The 21986-nt window shown below is 43.8% G+C and carries 20 protein-coding genes; 4 read left to right on the forward strand and 16 right to left on the reverse strand.

The genetic code is table 11. The features are described 5' to 3' along the window. Positions 1-57: 57 nt before the first annotated feature. The 3 genes from MKX59_RS18195 to MKX59_RS18205 are packed head-to-tail and all read right to left on the reverse strand — an operon-like array spanning position 58 to position 2236. Positions 58-1281: an MFS transporter gene (locus MKX59_RS18195; protein WP_076264281.1), complete on the reverse strand. Its 1224-nt coding sequence runs from the start codon at positions 1279-1281 to the stop codon at positions 58-60. A gap of 2 nt (positions 1282-1283) precedes the next feature. Continuing rightward, positions 1284-1844, reverse strand: a complete 561-nt coding sequence (locus MKX59_RS18200; RefSeq protein WP_076264282.1) for a GNAT family N-acetyltransferase — start codon at positions 1842-1844, stop codon at positions 1284-1286. Between the two features lie 59 nt (positions 1845-1903). Further along, positions 1904-2236, reverse strand: a complete 333-nt coding sequence (locus MKX59_RS18205) for a DUF2500 domain-containing protein (protein ID WP_445669767.1) — start codon at positions 2234-2236, stop codon at positions 1904-1906. Positions 2237-2592: 356 nt separating this feature from the next. Between MKX59_RS18205 and nrdI the strand changes: the two genes are divergently transcribed. The 3 genes from nrdI to nrdF all read left to right on the forward strand — a co-directional run bounded on the left by nrdI (position 2593) and on the right by nrdF (position 6208). Continuing rightward, positions 2593-2952 (forward strand): class Ib ribonucleoside-diphosphate reductase assembly flavoprotein NrdI, encoded by a 360-nt coding sequence (gene nrdI, locus MKX59_RS18210; RefSeq protein ID WP_053325185.1) that lies wholly within the window; start codon positions 2593-2595, stop codon positions 2950-2952. After that, complete coding sequence (gene nrdE, locus MKX59_RS18215; RefSeq protein WP_340858691.1) at positions 2939-5023, forward strand: class 1b ribonucleoside-diphosphate reductase subunit alpha; 2085 nt, start codon at positions 2939-2941, stop codon at positions 5021-5023. The genes nrdI and nrdE overlap by 14 nt, the downstream gene beginning before the upstream one ends. 219 nt (positions 5024-5242) lie before the next feature. Continuing rightward, positions 5243-6208 carry a class 1b ribonucleoside-diphosphate reductase subunit beta gene (nrdF, locus tag MKX59_RS18220; RefSeq protein WP_025723500.1) on the forward strand — a complete coding sequence of 322 codons (966 nt, stop codon included), beginning with the start codon at positions 5243-5245 and terminating at the stop codon, positions 6206-6208. A 193-nt stretch (positions 6209-6401) separates the two neighbouring features. Here the strand turns inward: nrdF and MKX59_RS18225 are convergent, their stop codons facing one another. The 13 genes from MKX59_RS18225 to MKX59_RS18285 form a co-directional block, all read right to left on the reverse strand. Continuing rightward, a complete protein-coding gene (locus MKX59_RS18225) occupies positions 6402-7655 on the reverse strand; it encodes an MFS transporter (RefSeq protein WP_076264284.1) in 1254 nt (417 codons plus the stop codon). Positions 7656-7811: 156 nt separating this feature from the next. Next, positions 7812-8285, reverse strand: a complete 474-nt coding sequence (locus MKX59_RS18230; protein WP_068940570.1) for a MarR family transcriptional regulator — start codon at positions 8283-8285, stop codon at positions 7812-7814. Between the two features lie 160 nt (positions 8286-8445). Beyond that, the gene (locus MKX59_RS18235) at positions 8446-8871 is read right to left on the reverse strand and encodes a VOC family protein (RefSeq protein WP_053325184.1); all 426 of its coding nucleotides are present in this window, start codon (positions 8869-8871) and stop codon (positions 8446-8448) included. A gap of 86 nt (positions 8872-8957) precedes the next feature. Further along, positions 8958-9611: a hypothetical protein gene (locus MKX59_RS18240; RefSeq protein ID WP_340858692.1), complete on the reverse strand. Its 654-nt coding sequence runs from the start codon at positions 9609-9611 to the stop codon at positions 8958-8960. A gap of 22 nt (positions 9612-9633) precedes the next feature. Continuing rightward, positions 9634-10173, reverse strand: a complete 540-nt coding sequence (locus tag MKX59_RS18245; RefSeq protein WP_076156986.1) for a GrpB family protein — start codon at positions 10171-10173, stop codon at positions 9634-9636. A 90-nt stretch (positions 10174-10263) separates the two neighbouring features. Then, positions 10264-12372, reverse strand: coding sequence for a class I SAM-dependent methyltransferase (locus tag MKX59_RS18250; protein ID WP_076264285.1), 2109 nt, complete (start codon positions 12370-12372; stop codon positions 10264-10266). A 122-nt stretch (positions 12373-12494) separates the two neighbouring features. Then, entirely contained in the window at positions 12495-14027 is a 1533-nt protein-coding gene (locus MKX59_RS18255; RefSeq protein ID WP_305953829.1) for an NAD(P)H-binding protein, read from the reverse strand. A 237-nt stretch (positions 14028-14264) separates the two neighbouring features. Continuing rightward, positions 14265-14609, reverse strand: a complete 345-nt coding sequence (locus MKX59_RS18260; RefSeq protein WP_231517263.1) for a DUF3024 domain-containing protein — start codon at positions 14607-14609, stop codon at positions 14265-14267. Between the two features lie 235 nt (positions 14610-14844). Continuing rightward, positions 14845-15816 carry a glycoside hydrolase family 43 protein gene (locus MKX59_RS18265; protein WP_068940562.1) on the reverse strand — a complete coding sequence of 324 codons (972 nt, stop codon included), beginning with the start codon at positions 15814-15816 and terminating at the stop codon, positions 14845-14847. Between the two features lie 40 nt (positions 15817-15856). After that, on the reverse strand, positions 15857-17242 hold the full coding sequence (locus tag MKX59_RS18270) for an arabinan endo-1,5-alpha-L-arabinosidase (protein ID WP_076294904.1): 1386 nt from the start codon (positions 17240-17242) through the stop codon (positions 15857-15859). Between the two features lie 80 nt (positions 17243-17322). Further along, the gene (locus MKX59_RS18275; protein ID WP_023988072.1) at positions 17323-18165 is read right to left on the reverse strand and encodes a carbohydrate ABC transporter permease; all 843 of its coding nucleotides are present in this window, start codon (positions 18163-18165) and stop codon (positions 17323-17325) included. A gap of 27 nt (positions 18166-18192) precedes the next feature. Continuing rightward, positions 18193-19083, reverse strand: coding sequence for a carbohydrate ABC transporter permease (locus tag MKX59_RS18280; protein ID WP_023988071.1), 891 nt, complete (start codon positions 19081-19083; stop codon positions 18193-18195). A 93-nt stretch (positions 19084-19176) separates the two neighbouring features. Then, positions 19177-20520 carry an ABC transporter substrate-binding protein gene (locus MKX59_RS18285; RefSeq protein ID WP_023988070.1) on the reverse strand — a complete coding sequence of 448 codons (1344 nt, stop codon included), beginning with the start codon at positions 20518-20520 and terminating at the stop codon, positions 19177-19179. Between the two features lie 509 nt (positions 20521-21029). Between MKX59_RS18285 and MKX59_RS18290 the strand changes: the two genes are divergently transcribed. Beyond that, positions 21030-21959 carry an ArsR/SmtB family transcription factor gene (locus MKX59_RS18290; RefSeq protein WP_023988069.1) on the forward strand — a complete coding sequence of 310 codons (930 nt, stop codon included), beginning with the start codon at positions 21030-21032 and terminating at the stop codon, positions 21957-21959. Positions 21960-21986 lie beyond the last annotated feature (27 nt).

Below are 21986 nucleotides of genomic sequence, written 5' to 3' on the forward strand. Positions count from 1 at the left end.
GAAATATTACAGGGCTGACAGACCATGCTGTTCAGCCCTTCTACATTAACTTTTACATTACATATTCTGTTTGGTTTCTTTTTCTTTCCAAGAATTACTTTTCCCTGATACACGATTGACGTAAAACAATAAAATGATTGGAATCAACGCAATCCCCCCACACATCACCCAAGATATTTGAATAGGTGTTTGATCGGAAGACAAATCCGTAAAATTACGACTGATGATCCCTGTCACGATTAAACCTATGCACATGCCTAATTGTGAAATCGCAGAATCCAGAGATAGTAGTGTAGAACGATACTCATTAGAGATTCTTTTGTTCAGAAAAATTTGTTTGGCAACCGGGTACATGCCGCGCCCAATTTCATAGATCAAAAAGGTAAGCAGCACAGGATAAAATGTGTTGAACGCACCGGCTAAAATGAGCCATATCCCAATCATGCCGCAGGCATACATAAGTATATGTACATCACTGAATCGTGCGCCTAGCTTTCGAACCAGGTAACTTCCCAAAGTCATACATAGTGAATACCCTGCCTTGATAAACCCCATAATCCAAATCCCTTGTTCAGAAAGGCCAACCAGACGTGGCTGTTGGAATGTATTCCCCGCCGAGTTCGAAAAGCTGATAAATAAGCCAATCATAAACACAATCCAGATAGACTTATTTTCAAAACCGATACGGACACTTTCTCCGATAATCGTTTTAATGCGAGTATTAGACGTCTTTCGATGTGCAACATTCTCCTCATCCATATAAAAGAAACATAGAAAAATGCATACAATAATAGATAAAATACTAGCCGCCCATGGAAGTGAATAGTTAAAAGTTGCGAGGAAGGCCCCCAACAGACCACAAATAAATCCCGAAATGTACTGTATACTGTTAGAGGTTGTAAAAAGAACTTCCATGGGCTTATCACTATTTTCCACAACCCATGATTCCAACGAACCTGATTGTAAACATATAGCCAGACCTCCAAAGACTTGCGCAAACACAAGCACCCCGATTTGATCTGTCCAAACGAACAACACACTATAGACTAGAAAACAACAAAGTCCCAAAATAACAGAAATTTTTCTTCCATACTTGTCTGCAATAGCCCCCGTGGGTATCTCAAACAGAAAAATACTTACAAAGAATACAACCAGTAAGAAGTTGGCACTCTGCAGAGAAAGTCCTTTAGCTAATAAAAAAAGGATGAGCGTAGTCCCCGTGATTTCACTCATAAAAAATTGAAGAAAGCTGACGGAGTAATATAGCTTATGAGGTTGCACTCTCAGGATTCCGTCGCTTGCTGTGCAGCCTCATATTCACTTCGCAAAATCCCCATCTGAATAATGTCATAGTATTGCCCTTCCCTGAATAGCTTTTCCCGTAGCCGACCTTCCTCCTTGAAGCCGCATGCCAAATAGCAACGGTGTGCACGTTCATTGAACGCATAGACCTCCAACTCCAGCCGATGCAGGTTCAGCGTATGAAATGCAAATTTTTGTAACAGCCGGATCGCTTCCCGTCCGTAGCCTTTGCCCAGGTCACCGTCACGCCCGATCACAACACCAAGGGTGGCGTGCCGATTTACCCAGTTGATTTTGAATAAATCCAGTTGTCCGATATAGTCCAGTGTGTCTTTATGCGCAATGACAAAACCTTTGATCTCGGGGTTGCCGTCAATCATCATCTGCACAAAGGATTCGCTATTCACCTGTGAATGCGGGTAGATAAACACGTCGCTTAAACCACGTGTGATTTCCGGGTCATTGACCCATTTTCGGATAGCTGGTATATCTTCTTGACGGTATTCTCTCAATACTATTCGTTTTCCAATGATATGCGGCATCTTAATCTTCCCTCCAATTATGTATCTGTTTTGGCAATACTAACTCCCCGCCAACACCTTTACGCTTCCATTACTCTCACAAACTCCAGAAAACGTGTACCTTTATAATGAAGCTCCCCACGATTCCCGATCACAATCATACCAAAGTCTGTATCCTTCACCTCCAGCTCCATACGCTCACCCCCGTCAAACTCAAAGGTGATATAATAATATGTCGAAGCTGAAAAATCGCCTGATCCCCCACGCACTCTCGTCCGTTTATCCACAACCTTACATGAACGTTGTACCCGTTCGGCTGCTTGATTGGACAGGCCCGCTCCTATCGTTTTGACAATTCCCATCAGCTTCATCCTTTCTACAGTAAAATGTAAATTTTCCATTCTATTGCCCATTGACAAATCGTACATCTTCACCCTCAAAAACTCCAATACTTTTTTAACATACTTACGAAAAAAAAGTTCTTTCGCTCTTTTCCGCACCCCGCTTGGACTTATACCCGATCTGGGTCCGCTGATCCCTTCTAGACCGATTGACAAAACTATATATAGATATAAAATAGAGAATGTACTCTAAATATAGTGTAAAAAACGTATTTATGCCCGATATCTTGAAGATACGGGTATGAAAATACATGTAAATATAGAGTCAAAAATTTTAAATGGCACAGCCAGCAAGGGTTTCCAGCTATGATGGATCTCGGGCAATGCCGTTTTCTTTTTTCGTTAATTGTTTAAGGAGGTTGCATACCATGCTGATTGCATATGATTCCAAGACCGGCAATGTAAAAAGATTTATAAACAAGCTCAAGCTTCCAGCGGTTCAGATTGAGGAGCAAATGACTATAGAAGAACCTTACGTACTTATTACATATACAACCGGGTTTGGGCAGATACCTGAGAGGGTATCTTCCTTTTTGAAAAAAAATGCACAAAACCTTGTTGGTGTAGCTGCAAGCGGCAACCGTAACTGGGGTGAGAAATTTGCCAAAAGTGCGGATTTGATTTCCGACCACTATAATGTCCCCGTAATTAGTAAATTTGAATTATCTGGAACGTTCGGAGATGTAGAACGTTTTAAACAGGAGGTGAGCCGAGTTGCGGCATATTGAATTGAACAACATGTTGATGAAACGCGATACAGACGGCTTTTTCCAATTGGAAAAGGACCAAGAGGCTGTAGCGGAATTTATGAAGGAAGTTCAGGAACGGAGTTTGAAGTTTGCTGACACAGCCGCTCAAGTGCTGTATATGATTGAGAATGATTATTACGAAAATTTCTATAACAGCTACACGGCTGACGAAATTAATGATATTTTCCATATCACTCATAGCTATAATTTTAAATTTCCTTCCTATATGGCAGCATCGAAGTTTTATACTGACTATGCAATGAAGAGTAACGACCGTAAAGTCTATCTGGAACATTACCCTGACCGGGTTGCTGCTGTCGCGCTGCATTTAGGACGCGGTAACGCCGATACGGCACGCCTGTTGTCCTGCTCGATGATGGAGCAACGTCTCCAGCCAGCGACACCAACCTTCCTGAATGCAGGCAAAAGCCGCCGTGGGGAATTGGTATCCTGCTTCCTGCTCGAAATGGACGACTCCCTGAACTCAATCAACTATGTGCTGAACACTTGCATGCAGTTGTCCAAAATTGGCGGCGGTGTTGCCGTTAACCTGTCGAAGCTGCGGGCACGCGGTGAAGCGATTAAGGGTGTAGAAGGCGCAGCAAAAGGCATAATGCCTGTGCTGAAGCTGATGGAAGACGGCTTCTCCTACGCAGATCAAATGGGACAACGTAAAGGTTCTGGCGCAGCCTATTACAACATTTTCGGATGGGACGTGCTTGAGTTCCTGGATAGCAAAAAAATCAATGCTGACGAAAGAGTACGTCTCAAGACACTTTCTATTGGATTGCTGGTGCCAAACCGCTTTTACAAGCTGGCTCAAGATAATGAACCGCTGCATGTATTTGCTCCTTACAGTGTGTTCAAAGCCTATGGAACGCATCTGGACGACATGGATTTGGATGAAATGTACGACACGCTGCTTGCTGACGATCGGGTGAAGAAAAAAATAGCGATGAGCGCACGTGACATGCTGACGAAAATTGCCATGATTCAGTTGGAGTCTGGTTATCCATATATCATGAACAAAAGTAACGCGAACCAGGCACATGCTCTTAAAAACGTGGGTCAAGTCAAGATGTCGAACCTATGCACGGAAATCTTCCAGTTGCAGGAAACTTCCGAAATTACAGATTACGGACAACAGGATACTATCCGCCGGGACGTGAGCTGTAATCTGGCTTCTCTGAACATTGTAAATGTGATGGAACATGGTAAAATTCGCGAATCCGTTCATGAGGGTATGATCGCGCTCACCTCAGTCAGCGATATGACCCAAGTAGCTAATGCACCAGGTGTTGCGAAAGCGAACCGTGAAATGCACTCCGTCGGTCTGGGTGTTATGAATCTGCACGGCTACTTTGCCAAAAACAAAATTGCGTATGAAAGCAATGAAGCAAAAGACTTTGTCCGTACCTTCTTCATGACGATGAACTATCATTCCATCGAAAAGAGTATGGAAATCGCGAAAGCATCTGGACAAAGCTTTTATGGATTTGAGGAATCGGATTATGCGACAGGCGTATATTTTGACCGATACCTGAACACAGATTATCGTCCGACAACTGCACGTGTGCAAGAGTTGTTCAAAGGCATCTATGTTCCGACTTCAGCGGACTGGGACAAATTAAAAGCAGATGTGATGAAAAATGGCCTGTACCACGCCTATCGTATGGCAATTGCGCCGACTGCTAGCATTTCGTACATTCAAAATGCAACATCCAGCGTCATGCCGATTGTTGAGCAGATTGAAACCCGTACCTATGCCAATTCGACGACCTACTATCCAATGCCTTATTTGCAAAAGGATAACGTGTTCTTCTATAAATCCGCTTATCAAATGGATCAGTTCAAAGTGCTTGATCTGATTGCAGAAATCCAGCCGCACGTGGACCAAGGAATTTCGACCGTGCTTCATGTGAACAGTGACGTGACTACGCGTCAGTTAGCACGTTGTTATCTGTACGCCGCACACAAAGGACTTAAATCGTTATACTACACACGCACCAAAAAGCTGTCTGTGGAAGAGTGCCTCACCTGCTCCATCTAAAGCATAAATGGTAACAAGCTGTAGTATAAAAATTAGATTTTGAATAGATATGGATGCTTTGCATTAGAAGCTGTATCCAGCGTGTGGTTCAGACCTTTACGGGACTGGACAAGACCCTCGCGGATACAGCTTCCGTATGTCAAGCATACGATGATTCGCCTGCACTATTTCAATATGTGTTTCCAGGGAATCTCGCAAGCTGAAGGGAGAATGCTAACAATGACAGGTATACAAGCTGTAAACTGGAATCGCTCGGACGATGATTTCACACTGATGTTCTGGAACCAGAACATTATGCAATTTTGGACGGATGATGAAATCCCGTTGTCTGACGATAAAATGTCCTGGGTAACCCTCAGTGATATCGAAAAAGAAGCCTACATGAAGGTGCTGGGCGGATTGACGCTACTGGATACCATTCAAGGCGGCGTGGGTATGCCGCAAATTATGGAGCATGTGGACGGACTGCAACGCAAAGCCGTACTAAGCTTTATGGCGATGATGGAACAAATTCATGCCAAGTCGTACAGTAGCATCTTTACAACGCTAGCTTCCACGGAAGAAATTGACGGTGTATTCCGCTGGGTGGAAGAAAATCCACATCTCCAAACCAAGGCAGAAACCATTCGTCAGTATTATATGAATATCCACACACCCAAAGACCTGTATCTTGCGATGGCAGCGTCGGTGCTGTTAGAAAGCTATTTATTTTATAGCGGCTTCTTCTACCCTCTTTATCTGGCGGGCCAGGGCAAGCTGACATGCAGTGGAGAAATTATCGATTTGATCCTGCGGGATGAAAGTATTCACGGTGTGTACGTAGGTGTACTGGCACAGGAGATTTATGCAGAATTGGCCGAGGAAGAACAACGTGATCTTTACCAGACGCTGGTAGGCTTGCTCCGCTACTTGCACAATAACGAGGAACAATACACCGAGCAAATTTACACTCCTATTGGACTCGTAGACGATGTGAAAGTCTTTTTGCGCTACAACGCCAACAAGGCCATGATGAACTTGGGCTTTGATCCACTGTTTGAAGAAGAAGAAGTTAATCCCATTGTATTCAACGGCATCAGCACCCACACTAAGCAGCATGATTTCTTTTCTAAAAAAGGAAACGGCTATGTGCGGGCGATGAATGTAGAGCCGCTGACAGATGATGATTTTAATTTTGGCGTATAAGTACAAATACGTGAAATTAATTTAGCAAGGTGATACTATGAAGAGCCGTCCGCATGCGGATGGCTCAGACTGTAAACAAAGTAGATAGTTTACATATTTCAGGATTTTGCAAAATTCGATTCCAGTCGCTCCAATGAACAAGATATAGACGAACTAAACCATTTCGATCTATATCTTGTTCATTGGAAGTCGCTTATGGGATTTTTGCAAAATCCTCATTTACTTGCGTTCGCTTATATAAAACTGGTATTGCCGCTGCTATAAGGATCATACCCATAAAAGCGGGTGCGGCATGACCAAGTGACACATAGATTTGACCTCCAATGATAGGCCCAATCATTCTTGCTAAAGCCTGAATAGATTGACTACCTCCTTGAATCCTTCCTTGTTCACTAGAATCGACAGACTTGGAGAGCATCCCATTGAATGAAGGCCCAAAGATCGAATCACCAAAACCAAATATAAACATTCCAGCGATAAAAAGAGGATAGAATGAGAACAATGCCGAGGCTGCAATAAGACTATAGCCTATAATCTCCGAAACCATTCCAAGAATGGCTATCTGTTTATCACTAAGTTTTCTCAAAAGCTTTGGCATGATGAAACCTTGTGAGATAATGTCTTGGACACCCACAATTGAGAACATAAGTCCGATTAGTGTAGGCTTCCAACTAAAAGTATCCATTGTAAATTGTGAAAAAACTGCCTGTAAAGATCCGTTGGGTATCCAAAGTAAGAACGCTGAGATAAGTAGCCTGTTTAAGTTTTTCATGGAAAGCAGGTTTGCAAGCTGTATGAATGGATTAAGTCTTACAGAAGTAATTTCTTTCAGTCTATGTTTCTTGTCAAGGCTCTCAGGCATAAAAAAGAACCCATATATAACATTCACTAAAGTTATGATTGCTCCAAAATACATGGGTACAGAATAATCAAACTTGGCGAGTAATCCGCCTACAGTTGGGCCAATGACAGTGCCTACACCTACAACCGCACTCACCCATCCAAAGTATTTGGTTCTCTGTTCTGGAGGAATGATGTCTGCAAAATAGGCGAAGATCGTGCTTATGCTCCCACCTGTTATACCCTCTATTATGCGTCCCGCAAATAGTACCCATAAAGCTCCTCCTATGCCAAAAACCAAGTACCCGATTGCGGAACCCAAAAGGCATACTAAGAGCAATGGACGACGGCCATATTTGTCACTCAGAGCTCCAAGCACGGGAGCCGCAAAAAACACGCAGAATGCATAAACAGAGGTCAGCAGCGTGACAACGATAGCTTGTTCTCCCGGATTGCTTATATAAGGCTGTACTAAGAATGGGACGACAGGTGCTATGATACTGAAGCCTATTCCGCAAAGAAACACAGAGATAAGACCGAATATTAAAGCGTGTTTATCTACGGTTTGTTCTGTGTTCTGTTCATTGTGTGATCTAAATTTGAACATTAAATTCTCCCCTCAAAATCTATGTTTTTATTTCCTAGGAAGCAAAAAATATCGTATCACAATTTTGCTTCCTCGGCAACAAAATAATAACAAAAAAAATGCAGCCCGTTCTCAATAGAGCCCGGCTGCCTGTGGTTTGATTTTCATTATTCAAATTTATTCCGACTTAATATCTATACCCTGTTTCTTTATTTCTGCATCCAAATGCCTATTATACTTTTCCACGAAGTTAAGCATACTATCAAATTGTTCCTCGGTTACCTGCTCAAATACGGCTTTATCTCGCTCTTGAAACTCTTTATGCAGGTCCTCATGGATTTTATAGATTACTTTCCCTTGCTCCGTAAGCCGAAAATAGATCTCTTTCTTGTTATCCGGCTTCTGGTAGCTTTCGATAATGCCTTTTTTTATGAGCTTCTTAGTTATTTTACTTATGGCACCGCTAGTCATATAAAGGGACTCCGCAAGTTTTGTCACGTTGGAATCTACATTTCTTTCAATGTATTCGATGCAATGTACTTCAGAAGACTTATAACCCTTAAGACTGTCTTCCATCTTATCCTTATTAAGCCAAACCATCTTGTTATATAAGTCCCTGAAACCCATTATGACCTGTTCTTCTTTGTTCATGGCCTGTCCTCCCACCCGTTGGTGCATTAACAACATAATATAATATATTTTTGTTTCTATTTCAACAATAATAAAATCATTATTTATTCTAGGAATTGAACTATACGTAAAAAAAACGGCCAGATCGCTAAAGTAGCGGAATCGAGCCGTTTTCCATTTCTTAAGACCGAGCCTCTGTGAACATTTGAAAGGTGACACCAAACTTGTCTGTTACATTCCCATAAGCGGGACTAAAATGGGTTTCCTGCAAAGGCATTCCCACCTGTCCTCCTTGCTGTAGAGCATCAAACATTTTTTGAGCTTGCTCCACACTATCGGTTGTAATACAGATACTCACCTGATTCCCGCTGCTAAACGGTGATCCGGGAAAGGTATCAGAAAACATGAGCTCTGTCTCACCCACTTTAAGGGTAGCATGTCCCACACGTTCCTTGACCTCTGCGGGAATGGGAAAATCGGGGTTTTCCGGCATTTCCCCAAAGGTTTGAATAAAAAGCAGTTGAGCATCCAATGCCTCTTCATAAAATTCGATTGCTTCTTTTGCATTTCCATCCATCGTGATGTAAGGAATCAAACGTTTGGACATCTTCAACACCTTTAATTCAAGGTGATTACCCAGCCATTTCTCCTGTATTATATACAAAACTTGTCAAGAAAAACAAATCTGTATTCTTAGATTTCATGCACCTGAACGCCAAGCTGCTTTAGCTCCTTTATCGCTTCCGTAACGTTACGCTGTGGATGAAGCGCAGAGATCATCTGTGCAGTGACCGGAACGCCGTTGAAAATCTGGCTTACCACCCCTAGAGAAATCGGCAACTCATAGTAACTTTCAGCCCAATCCTGATATTCCTCCGGTGTAACTATAATTTTCCCCAGCAAAAAGGATGAGCCATCGTCATACGCCTCGGGAATGTTCGCATTGCCCATACGCCACTCCTTATCTTCCGCTTCCCTCCACATACAAAAGGTAACGTCCTCCTTCTCCAGGGCTTCGTCTTCCAAGAGCTCCATCATATCATCAGGCACACCGTCGTACATGCCCGGCCAGACCTCATATTCGTCTCTCGCATGAGGACTTACAGGAGATTCGTGGTCAAAACCCTTCAACAGCACACCTCCACGCGTCCATAGCATATGAATCGTATCTCCCGCGCCGTTGTTCACCTCACCCAGGCATACATCACCAGACCATTCAGACTGCATACGATACGTGCGTAACCAATCTTCTGGAGACAATATAATGTCCAGCGCTGACAGCAGCATCATTCTATCTATTAAACCATTCGGCGTTACCTGTGCATCAAGCATCATATTCTTCATCATTCCTCCACCTTGTCCATGCGTACTAAGAATTCATCTGTCCCTGCCTATATCTTTCAAGCTTCGCTCGCTCAACCACCTGCCGAATGAATGGTCCTTTGGCTTCGGTATACGCTGCACGGTCATATTTGAATTGGTACGCCAAATCTTTTTTTAAAGTATCATACGCTCGTAGGCTATCAGGATGCGCTTTTAAGTAATCTCTGAACAATAGATGGTTTTCCCAATGCTCACCTTTATACTTGTAAATATGCAAGTGATGAGTCCCAGCTCCCCATTCTCCACGGCGAAAGAAAGCTCTCTCTGGAAAATCAGGCTTATATACATATTCATATTGAAACCCTTGTAGACGCTCTCGATGTTCGGATTGAAGACTTGCCAACTCTTCTACTCCAACCATAATATCAATAATAGGCTTGGCTCCCAGATTAGGAACGGACGTACTACCGATATGCTCTATGCCGACACATACATCTTTGAGAGCCTCTACAATTTTCCTTTGCTCTTGCATATACTCTTCAGCCCACTGCGGGTCATACCCGGATATTTCCACCTGCGAGGACATACATGAACACACCTCCACTAGCTTTCTAAAAAATGCCTTCCAATCGTGCTTGGCACAAATCAGAAGGCATTCTCTTGTTCAAATTAAAAATCATTCAGCAATTCCAGCCCTATTATTCGGCTTCTCAATCACGATCAGACAGGTACTGTCTGGCAAAGGAACCCGCTGGCCCTGCTCATCCATGAACTCAACACGGCTGGACAGCGCCTCGGCATAGCCCTCCTGTAAATAGTGGCGGCTCACCCGGATAATCGCTTGTGATCCAAGTGTGTTACGGATACACTCTTCATACTGTGACGGGGTAAAATAACCAAACTGCTCCTGCACTTCATGTACATAGGCTTCCGCCCCCCATGTATAGGTATATAGAAATTCCATCGCATCGTTCACTGGCAAAACAGCCTCATGCTCACCCACACGCTCTATTTCAATGTGGCGTCCCGCAAAATCTTGCGCATACCGCATCAGCCATTCCATTCCATCCGGCTCCAAGAATCGAATTCGTCTGCGCTGCTCTACTGGTTCGGTCATAATACCGTCACGAATGATGATACGCCCGCCGGGTGCAAGCACACGATAGGCGCTCTGCAAAGCATCCTCCACCGTTTGTGGATTGAACCGAATTCCATCTCGTTCGATGTAGGAATAGAGCTCGTGAAGAATCGAAGAGAAGATGACCGTGTCCATGCTCCCCGTTTCCACATATTCCTCCAACCGAAGCGCATCTCCTTTGATGACATCCCAACGATGGCGCTCCAATTGCTTTTTACGTTTAAGTGCCTCAATGACATTCACAGAAATATCAAGACCTAATGGCTTCGCATCTGGTCTTTCCTGTTCGATCAGATCCAGTAGCACGCCCCCGCCGGGTCCAATATCCAGTATGCGGGTTCCCGTCACATAATCCAAAATGACCCTTTTGTAATCTACGGTCTGGTTCATATCTGTAAGATATGTTTCCTCATTGTGAAAGCGATCATAAGCATCACGCCGTAATCCGAACAGATCGAACAGCAGCAGGACTGCTTTGTCATACAGAGGCGTTTTTTCTGCTTCAATACAAAAATCGATTAGTTTCTCAGCCGCAGATGAAAATACAAAATTAAAAAATACAGTACTCGGCAGCTCCTCTTTATGCTCCACGATCACACTCAAATGAGGATTATGCTTCCGTTTCCCTTTTGAGATGTCCTGCCAGGACAGTGCACTTAAATATTTTTCTATCATTCGTTTTTTATATACGTTAATTTTCTTGACACCACGATAGTCATAATACATCGTATTCATAAGCGATTCGAAACTGATATGGCGAACGGTCGCAGGCTGTTCCTGCCCCGTCCCATCCCTCAATGTGAGTAAGAATACCTTTACCAGTTCTTGAAGTGAAAAATCCTGCAAAGCTGATTCTACATACCAAAGTGTCCGATTCTCCAACGGAGCCAGCGCCTTCTCTACATTCAACTCCCGCTCTAGTTCTGTGTAAGCCTGCTCGAACGGCTCTCCTTCATGAATTGAAACCGACCGTAATCTCTCCAGTCGCTCCTTTACACTCCAGACTACAGGTGCGTTATCCCATGCAATCCAGCCGATCAGCTGCTCTACTTCACTGCGTACTTGGTCCCATAATGCAGGTTCTACCCCGGCGATAATACACTCGTTCAGGGCCCGTAAAACAAGCTCCAGTTCCTCAGAGCTCAGCCAGCCCTTACGAGTAATTTCAAGCAGCAGTCGATTTTCCGCAAAAGGAATTTCTCCCCGTATATATTGCCCGATCAATCCATGCGTCTCAATCAGAATTCGGGTCATGCTATTGCGCGGGTACGCAGGGGACTCCGCTTGGGCCTGTCTGACATACAGTTGGGAGGAGCCGATATTATGTACAAATAAATTAATGCCCTCATGCTGCCAGCGTAGCCGTTCGCGGACTGTACCTCCTTTGGCTGTCTCAGACCACACCAATACATCCTCCAGTAGCTCTTTAACCCAGAATGACAATGGAAGTCCGTCCAAAATAAGCAACGTACGCTCCACGTAATCCAGTACAGGATTGGCATCCTTTAACTCACCTATAGATCGAATGCGTTCCAAATTTACAATACGCTCCTCAGCCGAAACAAGCAGCTTTAACCAAGTCGGTGTATCCCAGGCCAGATCATTTTCTTTCCTGTAATTAGCAATGGCTTTTAACGATTGCAGCATTTTTCTCACCTCGTGTGATTCGGATTCGGTATGCACAGGAGACTTTGGATAGGACATTTGGATAAAACCTTGTATATATTACACTTTACCATACATTTGTAGCTTCCATCTCGTGGAAAATATTAAACATTTGTATCAATCAACCGCTTGACATACTTGCCAAACGCATACATAACCCCCAAATGCACTTTGGCCTGTGTATATTTATAAATAAACCAAGGCAGCGATGGCACATAATCATGAATGGCTACGACGCAAATATTTGTACCGGGAATTTGCAGGAACTCAAGCCTGCCGCGATGGTCTTCCTTTACAGTGGCAAAAGTGCCACCTGTGATTCGATAGAGTGCAAACTCAGAGGTGCTCTGCGCACGGTCATAAATCATTTCTAACAACGGCTTTCGACTACCCAAGAGATACAACTGATAAGTATCCGGGCCCCGTGTCTCGACACGAACCCAAGGTTTTGCAAAGACCGGAAGCCAGGCCAAATAGCGCTCCCCGGCCCATGTTGCATCCTTACCAGGCGGGAGTTTGATCCGTTGCACCGAGCGTACATCAGATTTTAATGATCGAATTGCTGACTTTAACGGCTTTTTGGACTTGCTATGGGAATTCTTCTTATGCCGATATTCTTCTTCCTGCTCGAGTGAGGTTCGAGCTGCTTTGTCAAAGGAAATCTTCCCATCGCTGATGCCTTGAATCTTATGTTTCCGTTGCGCCACCATCGGATGAGCCAAGCTTTCAATCAGCGGATAAGCCATCTCTTTGGAGGCTCCAGTCACTAGGGTAACCCAAAGGCGGGACAGTTTGATCGTCAGCAACGGCACATTAAAAAAGCGACGCTTTTTATCCATTATTTCCGCTGTTCTTTGCATCATTTCTCTATATGTCATAACCTCCGGCCCGCCTACGTCTATAATTTGTTCATCAAGAGTGCGGTTGCCGATGCTCCGATCCAGCGCATTCAAAATATCCTCCAATGCAATCGGGTGGGTCTTGGTTCGGGTCCAACGAGGCAGAATCATGACTGGTAATCTGCGAACGAGCTTGAGCAAAATTGGAAACGATGAACCCTGTGGGCCGACGATCAAGCCTGCACGAATTGTGGTTACAGGTACTCCAAAAGACTTCAATACACGCTCAACCTCCAGACGGCTGCGTAAATGTCGGGATAGTTCATCCTCACTTGTATGCTCGGGAAGGATACCGCTCAAGTATACAATCTGCTTCACCCCGTTATTACGCGCTGCCCGGGCAAAATGCTCTGCCAAAATCACATCCATATCCTCAAATGTTCCTTGTGTCAGCTTCGCCGAGGGCAGCATGGAATGAATGAGATATACGGCATAATCCGCTCCATGTAATCCTTGATTTGCATCCTCCATAGAAAAAAAATCACACGAGCGCCATTCCACGTGCTCTGTATTTTTACGCTGATCTCCACTGCGGGATAAGGCAATGACATCTGCATGCTCAGTCAGCCTCTGCAGCAGATTATGCCCGATATAACCACTGGCGCCTGTCAGTGCAATTCGGGATCTGCCTTTTGGATACAATGCTTCACACTCCCGCTCTACTTGTCTTATCTCAGGTTCCGGTCGATACTGCTCATCTATACGCCTTTGTCTGTCATTACGTTGCTGCTCATTCACTACACACCGCTCCCCACTCGTTATCACGCTCTGTGTTTCACATACCCTGATTTACAGTGCCCGTAACAAGCCCCATGACAAGACATGGAAACGTAAACTAGACAGTGCCACCCCAGACAAAACAAATGACCGTAACTTCCATATAAGGAGTTACGGTCAGCCTGTTTACTTCCATATATAGTTTAACGGGACGACTCCCACTACCTCCATCTTCCGAACTTATCATTCTGCACTTCGTTAACCTGTCCAAAAAATACCTGCTGGATCTATTTCTACCTGTTCGAGCTGTTCTTCAAAGCACGGATTAGGTGCAATCTCTTTTACGCGCTGCCAGCTTTCAGCCTCTTGCCGGGCATATACATGCCAATGATTTTCCTCCCAGCGAAATTGGACAATGTCCGTGCGATCCCACGACTCAGTTTCATTAGAAGGCCTTTCCTCCGTCAAGATCAAACAGTTATCCTCTATTTGATAAATGAGCCGCACGTCAGAACGCACGTAGCCTGGCACCTTTAGCGCAATATAGCCATTCAGCAGGTATTCAACCTTTTTAACGGTAAACGGATCAATCCGCTTGTTCACGAGATTTCCACCCCTTGATCAATTCGTAAATATTACGATTTAAATATAGCAGAAATCGAAGTTTTTGAAAAGAGTCCTCATTGCCGTCCCAAAAGCAAAAAGATATCCTCCAGCCTGAAGGCTCAGAAGATATCTTATTACTCTTGTTATACGCAGTCGAATCATAATTCCCTATGATTTCTAGAAAGTTACAGTACCGCTGTGCAACACGTCAACCATCTATAATAGATTTCGCTTATTTATCAACAGAAACGCCATCTGGTGCTGGAATACCAAAATCAGGTGTTCCATCTTCCTTCCAGTTGAACGGCTGAACACGTGTATGACGATTCGGATCATACAGCGGATCACCTGTAATTTCCTTGTAGTTCCGGGCGTGATATACGATTACATCGCTACCGTCAGCAGCAACCGTAAAACTGTTATGACCTGGCCCGAATTGTCCTGTTTCCTCATTGGTGCAGAATACCGGCTCAGGTGATTTCGTCCATGATTTCGGATCAAGTAAATCCGCATTCTCATCTGCTGTCAACAGGCCCATGCAATAATTGTGGTCTGTGGCGCTAGCTGAATAACTGATAAAGATCCGCCCGTTCCGTTTCAGAACCGCTGCTCCTTCATTCACCTTAAAACCGATGATTTCCCAATCATATTCAGGAGTGGAGATCATGACCTGCTCACCGCGCAGCGTCCACGGATTGCTCATTTCAGAAATATACAGATTGGAATTACCGACGATGTCCGGGTCCTTCTGAGCCCACACATAATACAGAACTCCATTATGCTGGAAGGTTGTCGCATCAAGGGCGAACGTCTCCCAACGGGTTTTGATCTGTCCTTTTTCCACCCATTCCCCTTCCAGAGGATTAGCTGAATCATTTTCCAGCACGAACATCCGGTGGTCGAACAGGCCTTCCTTCGTCTCCGTTGTACGAGCTGCTGCAAAATAAATGTACCATTTGTCGTTAATATAATGAATTTCCGGTGCCCAAATGTTCGCACTTAACGGGCCCGTTTCATATTTGTGCCACACTGCGACAGGCTCTGCTGTACTCAAGCCTTGAATAGTACTTGCTCGTCGAACCTCAATGCGGTCATACTCTGGCACAGATCCGGTGAAATAATAGTATCCGTCACTATGCTTGTAAATCCAAGGGTCTGCCCGTTGCTCAATGACCGGATTATTAAAGGGTACAGATTGATTCATGGTTTTTCTCTCCTCTATGTGTAGTATGTAGTTCATACAATTAATCGCTGATACGTTTTCCCCAGATGGAAATTCCCTTTTCATTCATACCTGTGAAAATTAGAGTATGGCGACCGAGCTCCCAGTCCCATGAAGGAAGCAATAACAGTTCTTCCTTTGTTCCTTCGGATGTATTGCTCCAATCCATTGTTAGAGTACGCTTGCCATCAAAGCTCCAGTGACCTTCAAGAGAACCACTGGTTGCCCGCCCTCCATCCTCAAGACGGAGCGGTTCAGCTTCCACCTGACCATCTACTTCCTGCCTTATCACGATGCGCTCCCAGTTGCCGGATAATAGCCTTTTGGGTATATCCTGCTCCTTTTCCCCCGCATAGCGCTCCGGAGAGACGACCGGCCAGCCCTCTGCCGTCCATAATATTTTGCGTACATGCAGGTACGGCCAGCTCTTGTCCGTTTCTCCCCGCGCATGATGTACAATATAATAATCCGCACCGTCCTTCAGGACAGAATTGTGACCTGGCGCAACCCAGCCTTCTCCTTCGCTGAACCGATAACCGCCCAATACCTTGTTTCCAATCTCGTATTGAGGCAAATAGCTGGTATCTGCCATGTCATGTCCATTCATGTCCACATAAGGCCCTGTGATAGAATCTGAGCGAGCAACGCGAACATTGTAGTCCTCGAACAAAGAATCATACGAGACGAACAAGTAGTATTTACGGAACATTGGATTGTACACAATGTAAGGCCCTTCTACAGCACCGTCCTCAGTTGCCCGATCTCTGGCAGCGATATTTTTGCCATAGCCGGACTCTTTAAGCTTTCCAGTCAGGGGATCAAGCGGCGTAATGTAAATACCGCCGAAAAAAGAGCCGTATACCATCCATGGATTTCCCTCTGCATCCAGCACCGGATTGGCATCAATCGCATTCAACTTGTCATGCTCTCCCGTTTTAACGACCAGCCCTTCATCCTTCCAAGGGCCTTCCGGGGAGCTGGATGTCTGCAATCCGATCGCAGACCGTGTGCTGCCAAAGGTAGAAGCGGAGTAATACATCCGATAGGTATCACCCATCTTGATGATGTCCGGTGCCCACAGATTGGTTGCTGATGACCACGCCTCCGCTTCCTTTGGAATGCCGGGGAGTGCATACTGAACCCAGTTCCAGTGAATCAGATCAGTCGATTTGCGTACCATAACACCAGGTCTCAATTCTCCACCTGTCTTTACATCCGTTGAGTAGACATAATAGCCTTGATCTGTTTTGATAATCGCCGGGTCATGTGCATTGTTAATGGTCCAGCGCTGTTCATCGTTAATCGTACTTTGATCATACAAGTGATCGGGAGGCGGAGCCTGCGGATACACAGGGTCCGGAGTGTTATCCCCACAGCCGGATAGACCCAGCATGAGCAGCATAACCATAACTGTTATTCTCCTCCTTCCTTTACCCATTACATATTGTGACTGCCTTACATCATTCATCCATACCCTCCAAGTGTCAATTAGCCTTTGACACCCGAAATGGCAACCGATTCAATAATTTGTTTCTGGAAGATCAAGAATATAATCAGTACAGGTAACAAGGCTATAATTGATGCTGCCATGATAAGCGGATAGTCCGTCTGAATGGCGTAAGTCGCATTAAAATTCGCGATAACCAGCTGCAGTGTCTGCGTTTCTGGTGAGTTCAAGTAAATAATCGGTGCCAAATAATCGTTCCAAATCCCCATGAACCATAAAATAAGCTGTGCTGCAACTGCTGGCTTAATGAGCGGGAACGTAATCGACGAATAGAGTCGGAAATAAGAACTTCCGTCAATTTTAGCAGCTTCGATAATGGCATCTGGTACACTAAGCAAGTACTGCCGCAGGAAAAAGATCATAACTACATTTCCGAACAAACCTGGAACAATCAGAGGCAAAAGTGTATCGACCCAGCCCAGTTTGGAAAACATCATAAACTGTGGAATCATAACCGTTGGGTATGGAATCATCATAGATGCGATGAGTGCCAGAAACAGTTTATTTTTATGAGGGAATCTCAGCTTTGCAAATGCAAAAGCGGCTACACTGGATGTAAAGGTACCTATAACGGTAACACTTACAGCCACAATCACACTGTTCTTGATCCCGCTTAACAAAGGTCCTGCTTCCCAAATTTCCTTATACTTGCCAAACTGGAACACCTCTGGTATCCATACTGGCGGAAGAGCAAAGACATCCTGCTTTTCTTTCACCGAAGTGGACAGCATCCAAAGCAGCGGCGCGATCATCACAATCGCTCCAATCGCTAGTACAATAAAGATAATGGTATTGGTAACTTTCGTTTTTTGACTATGGGACATAATCAGACTCACTCCTTTCCGCGAAAATCAATCCCCATCAAAGGACGATTTTTCATTCATTTTGAATTGAATCAAAGTTACGATAAAAATGAAGATGCCGAGAATCATAGCCATCGCGGAGGCATATCCCATTTGCAGGTTTTTAAATGCCTTATCCCAAATATAAAAGACGATTGAGGCGGACGAGTATTCCGGACCCCCTGTAGGTGTCATAATGTTCATTTCAGTAAAGATTTGCGAACCACCAATGATATTAGTTACGACCAGGAAGAAGGTTACTGGTTTCACCATTGGCCATGTAATATTGCGGAACATCTGGAATCCGCTAGCTCCATCTAGCTCTGCTGCTTCATAATAAGAGCGAGACACGCTTTGCAGGGCTGCCAAATATAGCAGCATCGTATAGCCGAGACCCTTCCAGACGGTCATGAGAATCAAGGCCGGTTTGACCGTATCCTTATCCATCAGCCAGTTAGGACCCTTAATACCGAATATTTCGAGGAATTGGTTCACCAAACCATAGTCTCCGTTGTATGCCCAGTTCCACATAATAGAAACGGCAGCCAACGAAGAAATAACCGGGATATAGTAAATCACACGAAATGTTGTCGTACCTGGAATCTTGCGATTCAAACCTAGTGCCAGCAGTAAAGCTAGTACAAGACCGATTGGAATACCAAGCATTAAGAAAAGAGTATTGTACATCGATTTATAAAAGAGCTCATCGCTAAATAAATCTTTAAAATTGTCGAAACCAATAAAATTCATTTGTCCCAATCCGTCCCAGTCTGTAAAAGAGCCGTATAACGAATAGACAAACGGGAATAACGTAAAGATTAGCAGACCGAGAATAGGTGGAAGAATAAATAAGTATCCATATATCTTCTCTTTGCGGTAGAGATTAGATTTGGTTATCACAGGGCTCACCTCTGTTTCTAATTTGGAATGAAGATGATGTTAGCAGCATGATATTTAGCCACTAACATCATCCTTTTTTCCTCTATTTACGCATTATTTCTGTGATTTTTTCTCTTGCTCCACCGCTTTATCCAGCAGTTTCTGCATTTTCGGTTGTTCTTGCTTCAGATAATCTGCCGCCGTAATTTTGCCGTCCAGTACAGGCTGAATATCTGTGAAGAAAATATCATACCATTCTGCATTATACGTATAGTTGCCTGGTAATGAGCGTCCATAGTCATTTACGATATCAATAAATTCCTGTTTATTGTTAGGCTTGGTTTTCGTATCTTTGGACCATTCATCAGCCATGTCCAGCAGATTCGGAATTTGTACCTTGGCATCTACCAGCTGCTTCATTCCTTCTTTGGAAGTGGTCAGGTAATTAACCAGTTCTACAGCTTCATCTGGATATTTTGTTTTAGAGGAAACGCCGATACCCAGGGAACCAATCCATGTTGCCGATTTTCCAGTCGATCCGGCTGGGAACGGCAGCAAATCATATTCGAATGGCAGTTTTTCAAATGTACTCATATCCCAAGGACCTACCGGGAAGAATGCCATTTCGCCCTTCATCCAACGTTGGTATGTGTCCAATGTTTGCGATTGTTCAATACCAGGTGTGATTTTATATTTGTTTTGCATGTCAGCAAAGTACTGAAGCGCTTCCGCAAATTTCGGATCATCAACCGTTACTTTGGTTTTGCTCTCATCCAGCCAATCCGCCCCATTGCTCCATACAAAGGCTTGTAATGCCCACTGAACGTTAAAGCCTGTACCATACTGATCTGGCTTGCCGTCACCATTGGTATCTTTGGTTAACTCTTGGTTGACCTTGATGAACTCATCCCATGTATACGGTTTGTCTTTATCAGGCAAAGGCACGCCCGCTTTTTCGAACATCGTTTTGTTGTAGCCAAGTGCGAATGGACCCAAGTCCTTCGGCATACCGTAAATATCTCCTTGACCGGCCATTTTACCGTCATAGCGATATAAATCCACACCGTATTTCCAAATGTTATCTAGGTTTATATCCTTATTCTTCTCAATGTAAGGGGTGAGGTTCTTCAGTACCCCACTGTTTACATAAGCTTTCACATCTCCAGGGTTAAAATAAAAAACATCTGGAAGATTATTTCCTGTGATCGCAGCTCTAAGCTTTGTAGCATATTGGTCCGCTGCTGTCACGACCATTTTAACCTTTACGCCAGGATGTTCCGCTTCAAATTTCTTAATTACTTCCTTATAAGCCTTTTGCTCATCTGTTCCACCACGGAACATGAATGTCAGTTCCTTGCTTCCATCACTACTGGAACTTCCCCCGCCACAACCAGTCAATGCAGCCATCATTAACAACAGAACAACCATTGCTATTGCAAAACCTTTTTTCTTTATCAACGCGACCCCTCCTAAATTTAAATGAAACCGCATACATTTGGTGTTAAAATAACTTCATACCACTCGGCCTAATCTTTAACTGTGCGGTACACAACCCGTTGTTGATTGCCGCTGTGATTATCATCCCTCTCATGTACCATATAATTAACATTTTACTTTATCAATAATGAATTCGTTTACAAACAAAATATAGCATGCCCTTCCTCAGTTCGTCAATGTATTTTTCAATCTTTTTAAATAATTATAAAACATAGATTAGAGTAATATGAAAAGCAAAATTAAATCGTATTTAAGTTAATTTTTATCTAAAAAACTAGAAATAAAACTTAAATACGATTCATTTATGAAATAATCTCTAATTTGGAGTCTAATTCACTCCCCTCTTTATTTAGTAAAAAAAATTTACAAAAAAGCAGTTTACTTCTTTTTGATTTTATTTTAACATAAATCAAAGTAAAAAATATAAGCGCTTACATCACAATTTTTATAGATAAGGATGGTCTATAGATATGATTTATATTAAGGACTTAATGTCAGGGTTAGATATTTTTAAAGCACTGGGGTCAGAAATCCGCATTCAAATTCTCGAGCTACTTGCTTATCAGGGCCAAAGTATGAATGACATTGCCAACAAACTTAATTTGAGCAACGGTACCATTACAATGCATATTCGAAAGTTGGAAGAATGCGGCCTTGTGGAGATCAATACCGTGAGCGGCAAGCACGGTACCCGAAAAATGTGTTATTTGAACAAGGATAAGCTGATGGTAGATTTGCGCAGCAGAGAACAAAAAAATGTGTATGAGGTTGAGATTCGCGTAGGTCATTATAGTAACTACCAAGCGTCCCCCACTTGTGGATTGGTGACCCGAGACAGCATAATCGGTGATTTTGATGATCCACGCTATTTTGCAGATCCCGGGCGGCTGGAGTCGGAAATGATCTGGATGGCCGAAGGTTTTTTGGAATACCGCATCCCCAACTATCTGAAAGCGAATCAATCCTTTAAGGAAATTCAATTCTCCGCAGAACTGGGCTCAGAAGCACCCTGCTATTGTGAGGAATATCCCTCTGACATTTGTTTTCATATTAACGGTATCCCTATTGGGCACTGGACCAGCGCCGGAGATTTTGGAGAAGTGCCGGGGGTTCTGAATCCAGATTGGTGGCCACCGCATTTGAATCAATATGGTATGCTCAAATTAATTCGCATCAATCAGCATGGCAGCTTCATTGACGGGTGCCGCATATCCGAAGTCACAATAGACGATATTAACCTTAACTATAAAAGCGACATTACACTCCGTTTATCCGTAACCGATCAATCGGAAAACAAAGGTGGGCTCACTATTTTTGGCAAAAGATTCGGGAATTTCAGTCAGGATCTGCTTGTACGCGTACTTTACGATGTGCACGGGGAGGACAACACTAACTCCTGACACTCTACATGTAAAAAAATAGGCCGA

It is taken from the genome of Paenibacillus sp. FSL R7-0340, from assembly GCF_038002205.1.
Lineage (GTDB): Bacteria > Bacillota > Bacilli > Paenibacillales > Paenibacillaceae > Paenibacillus > Paenibacillus polymyxa_B.

Coding starts and splice junctions, on each gene's coding strand:
- MKX59_RS18200 (WP_076264282.1), bottom strand. CDS start 1,844: ATGCCGCATATCATTGGAAAACGAATAGTATTGAGAGAATACCGTCAA.
- MKX59_RS18205 (WP_445669767.1), bottom strand. CDS start 2,236: ATGGGCAATAGAATGGAAAATTTACATTTTACTGTAGAAAGGATGAAG.
- nrdI (WP_053325185.1), top strand. CDS start 2,593: ATGCTGATTGCATATGATTCCAAGACCGGCAATGTAAAAAGATTTATA.
- nrdF (WP_025723500.1), top strand. CDS start 5,243: ATGACAGGTATACAAGCTGTAAACTGGAATCGCTCGGACGATGATTTC.
- MKX59_RS18225 (WP_076264284.1), bottom strand. CDS start 7,655: ATGTTCAAATTTAGATCACACAATGAACAGAACACAGAACAAACCGTA.
- MKX59_RS18230 (WP_068940570.1), bottom strand. CDS start 8,285: ATGAACAAAGAAGAACAGGTCATAATGGGTTTCAGGGACTTATATAAC.
- MKX59_RS18235 (WP_053325184.1), bottom strand. CDS start 8,871: ATGTCCAAACGTTTGATTCCTTACATCACGATGGATGGAAATGCAAAA.
- MKX59_RS18240 (WP_340858692.1), bottom strand. CDS start 9,611: ATGATGAAGAATATGATGCTTGATGCACAGGTAACGCCGAATGGTTTA.
- MKX59_RS18245 (WP_076156986.1), bottom strand. CDS start 10,173: ATGTCCTCGCAGGTGGAAATATCCGGGTATGACCCGCAGTGGGCTGAA.
- MKX59_RS18250 (WP_076264285.1), bottom strand. CDS start 12,372: ATGCTGCAATCGTTAAAAGCCATTGCTAATTACAGGAAAGAAAATGAT.
- MKX59_RS18265 (WP_068940562.1), bottom strand. CDS start 15,816: ATGAATCAATCTGTACCCTTTAATAATCCGGTCATTGAGCAACGGGCA.
- MKX59_RS18270 (WP_076294904.1), bottom strand. CDS start 17,242: ATGGTTATGCTGCTCATGCTGGGTCTATCCGGCTGTGGGGATAACACT.
- MKX59_RS18275 (WP_023988072.1), bottom strand. CDS start 18,165: ATGTCCCATAGTCAAAAAACGAAAGTTACCAATACCATTATCTTTATT.
- MKX59_RS18290 (WP_023988069.1), top strand. CDS start 21,030: ATGATTTATATTAAGGACTTAATGTCAGGGTTAGATATTTTTAAAGCA.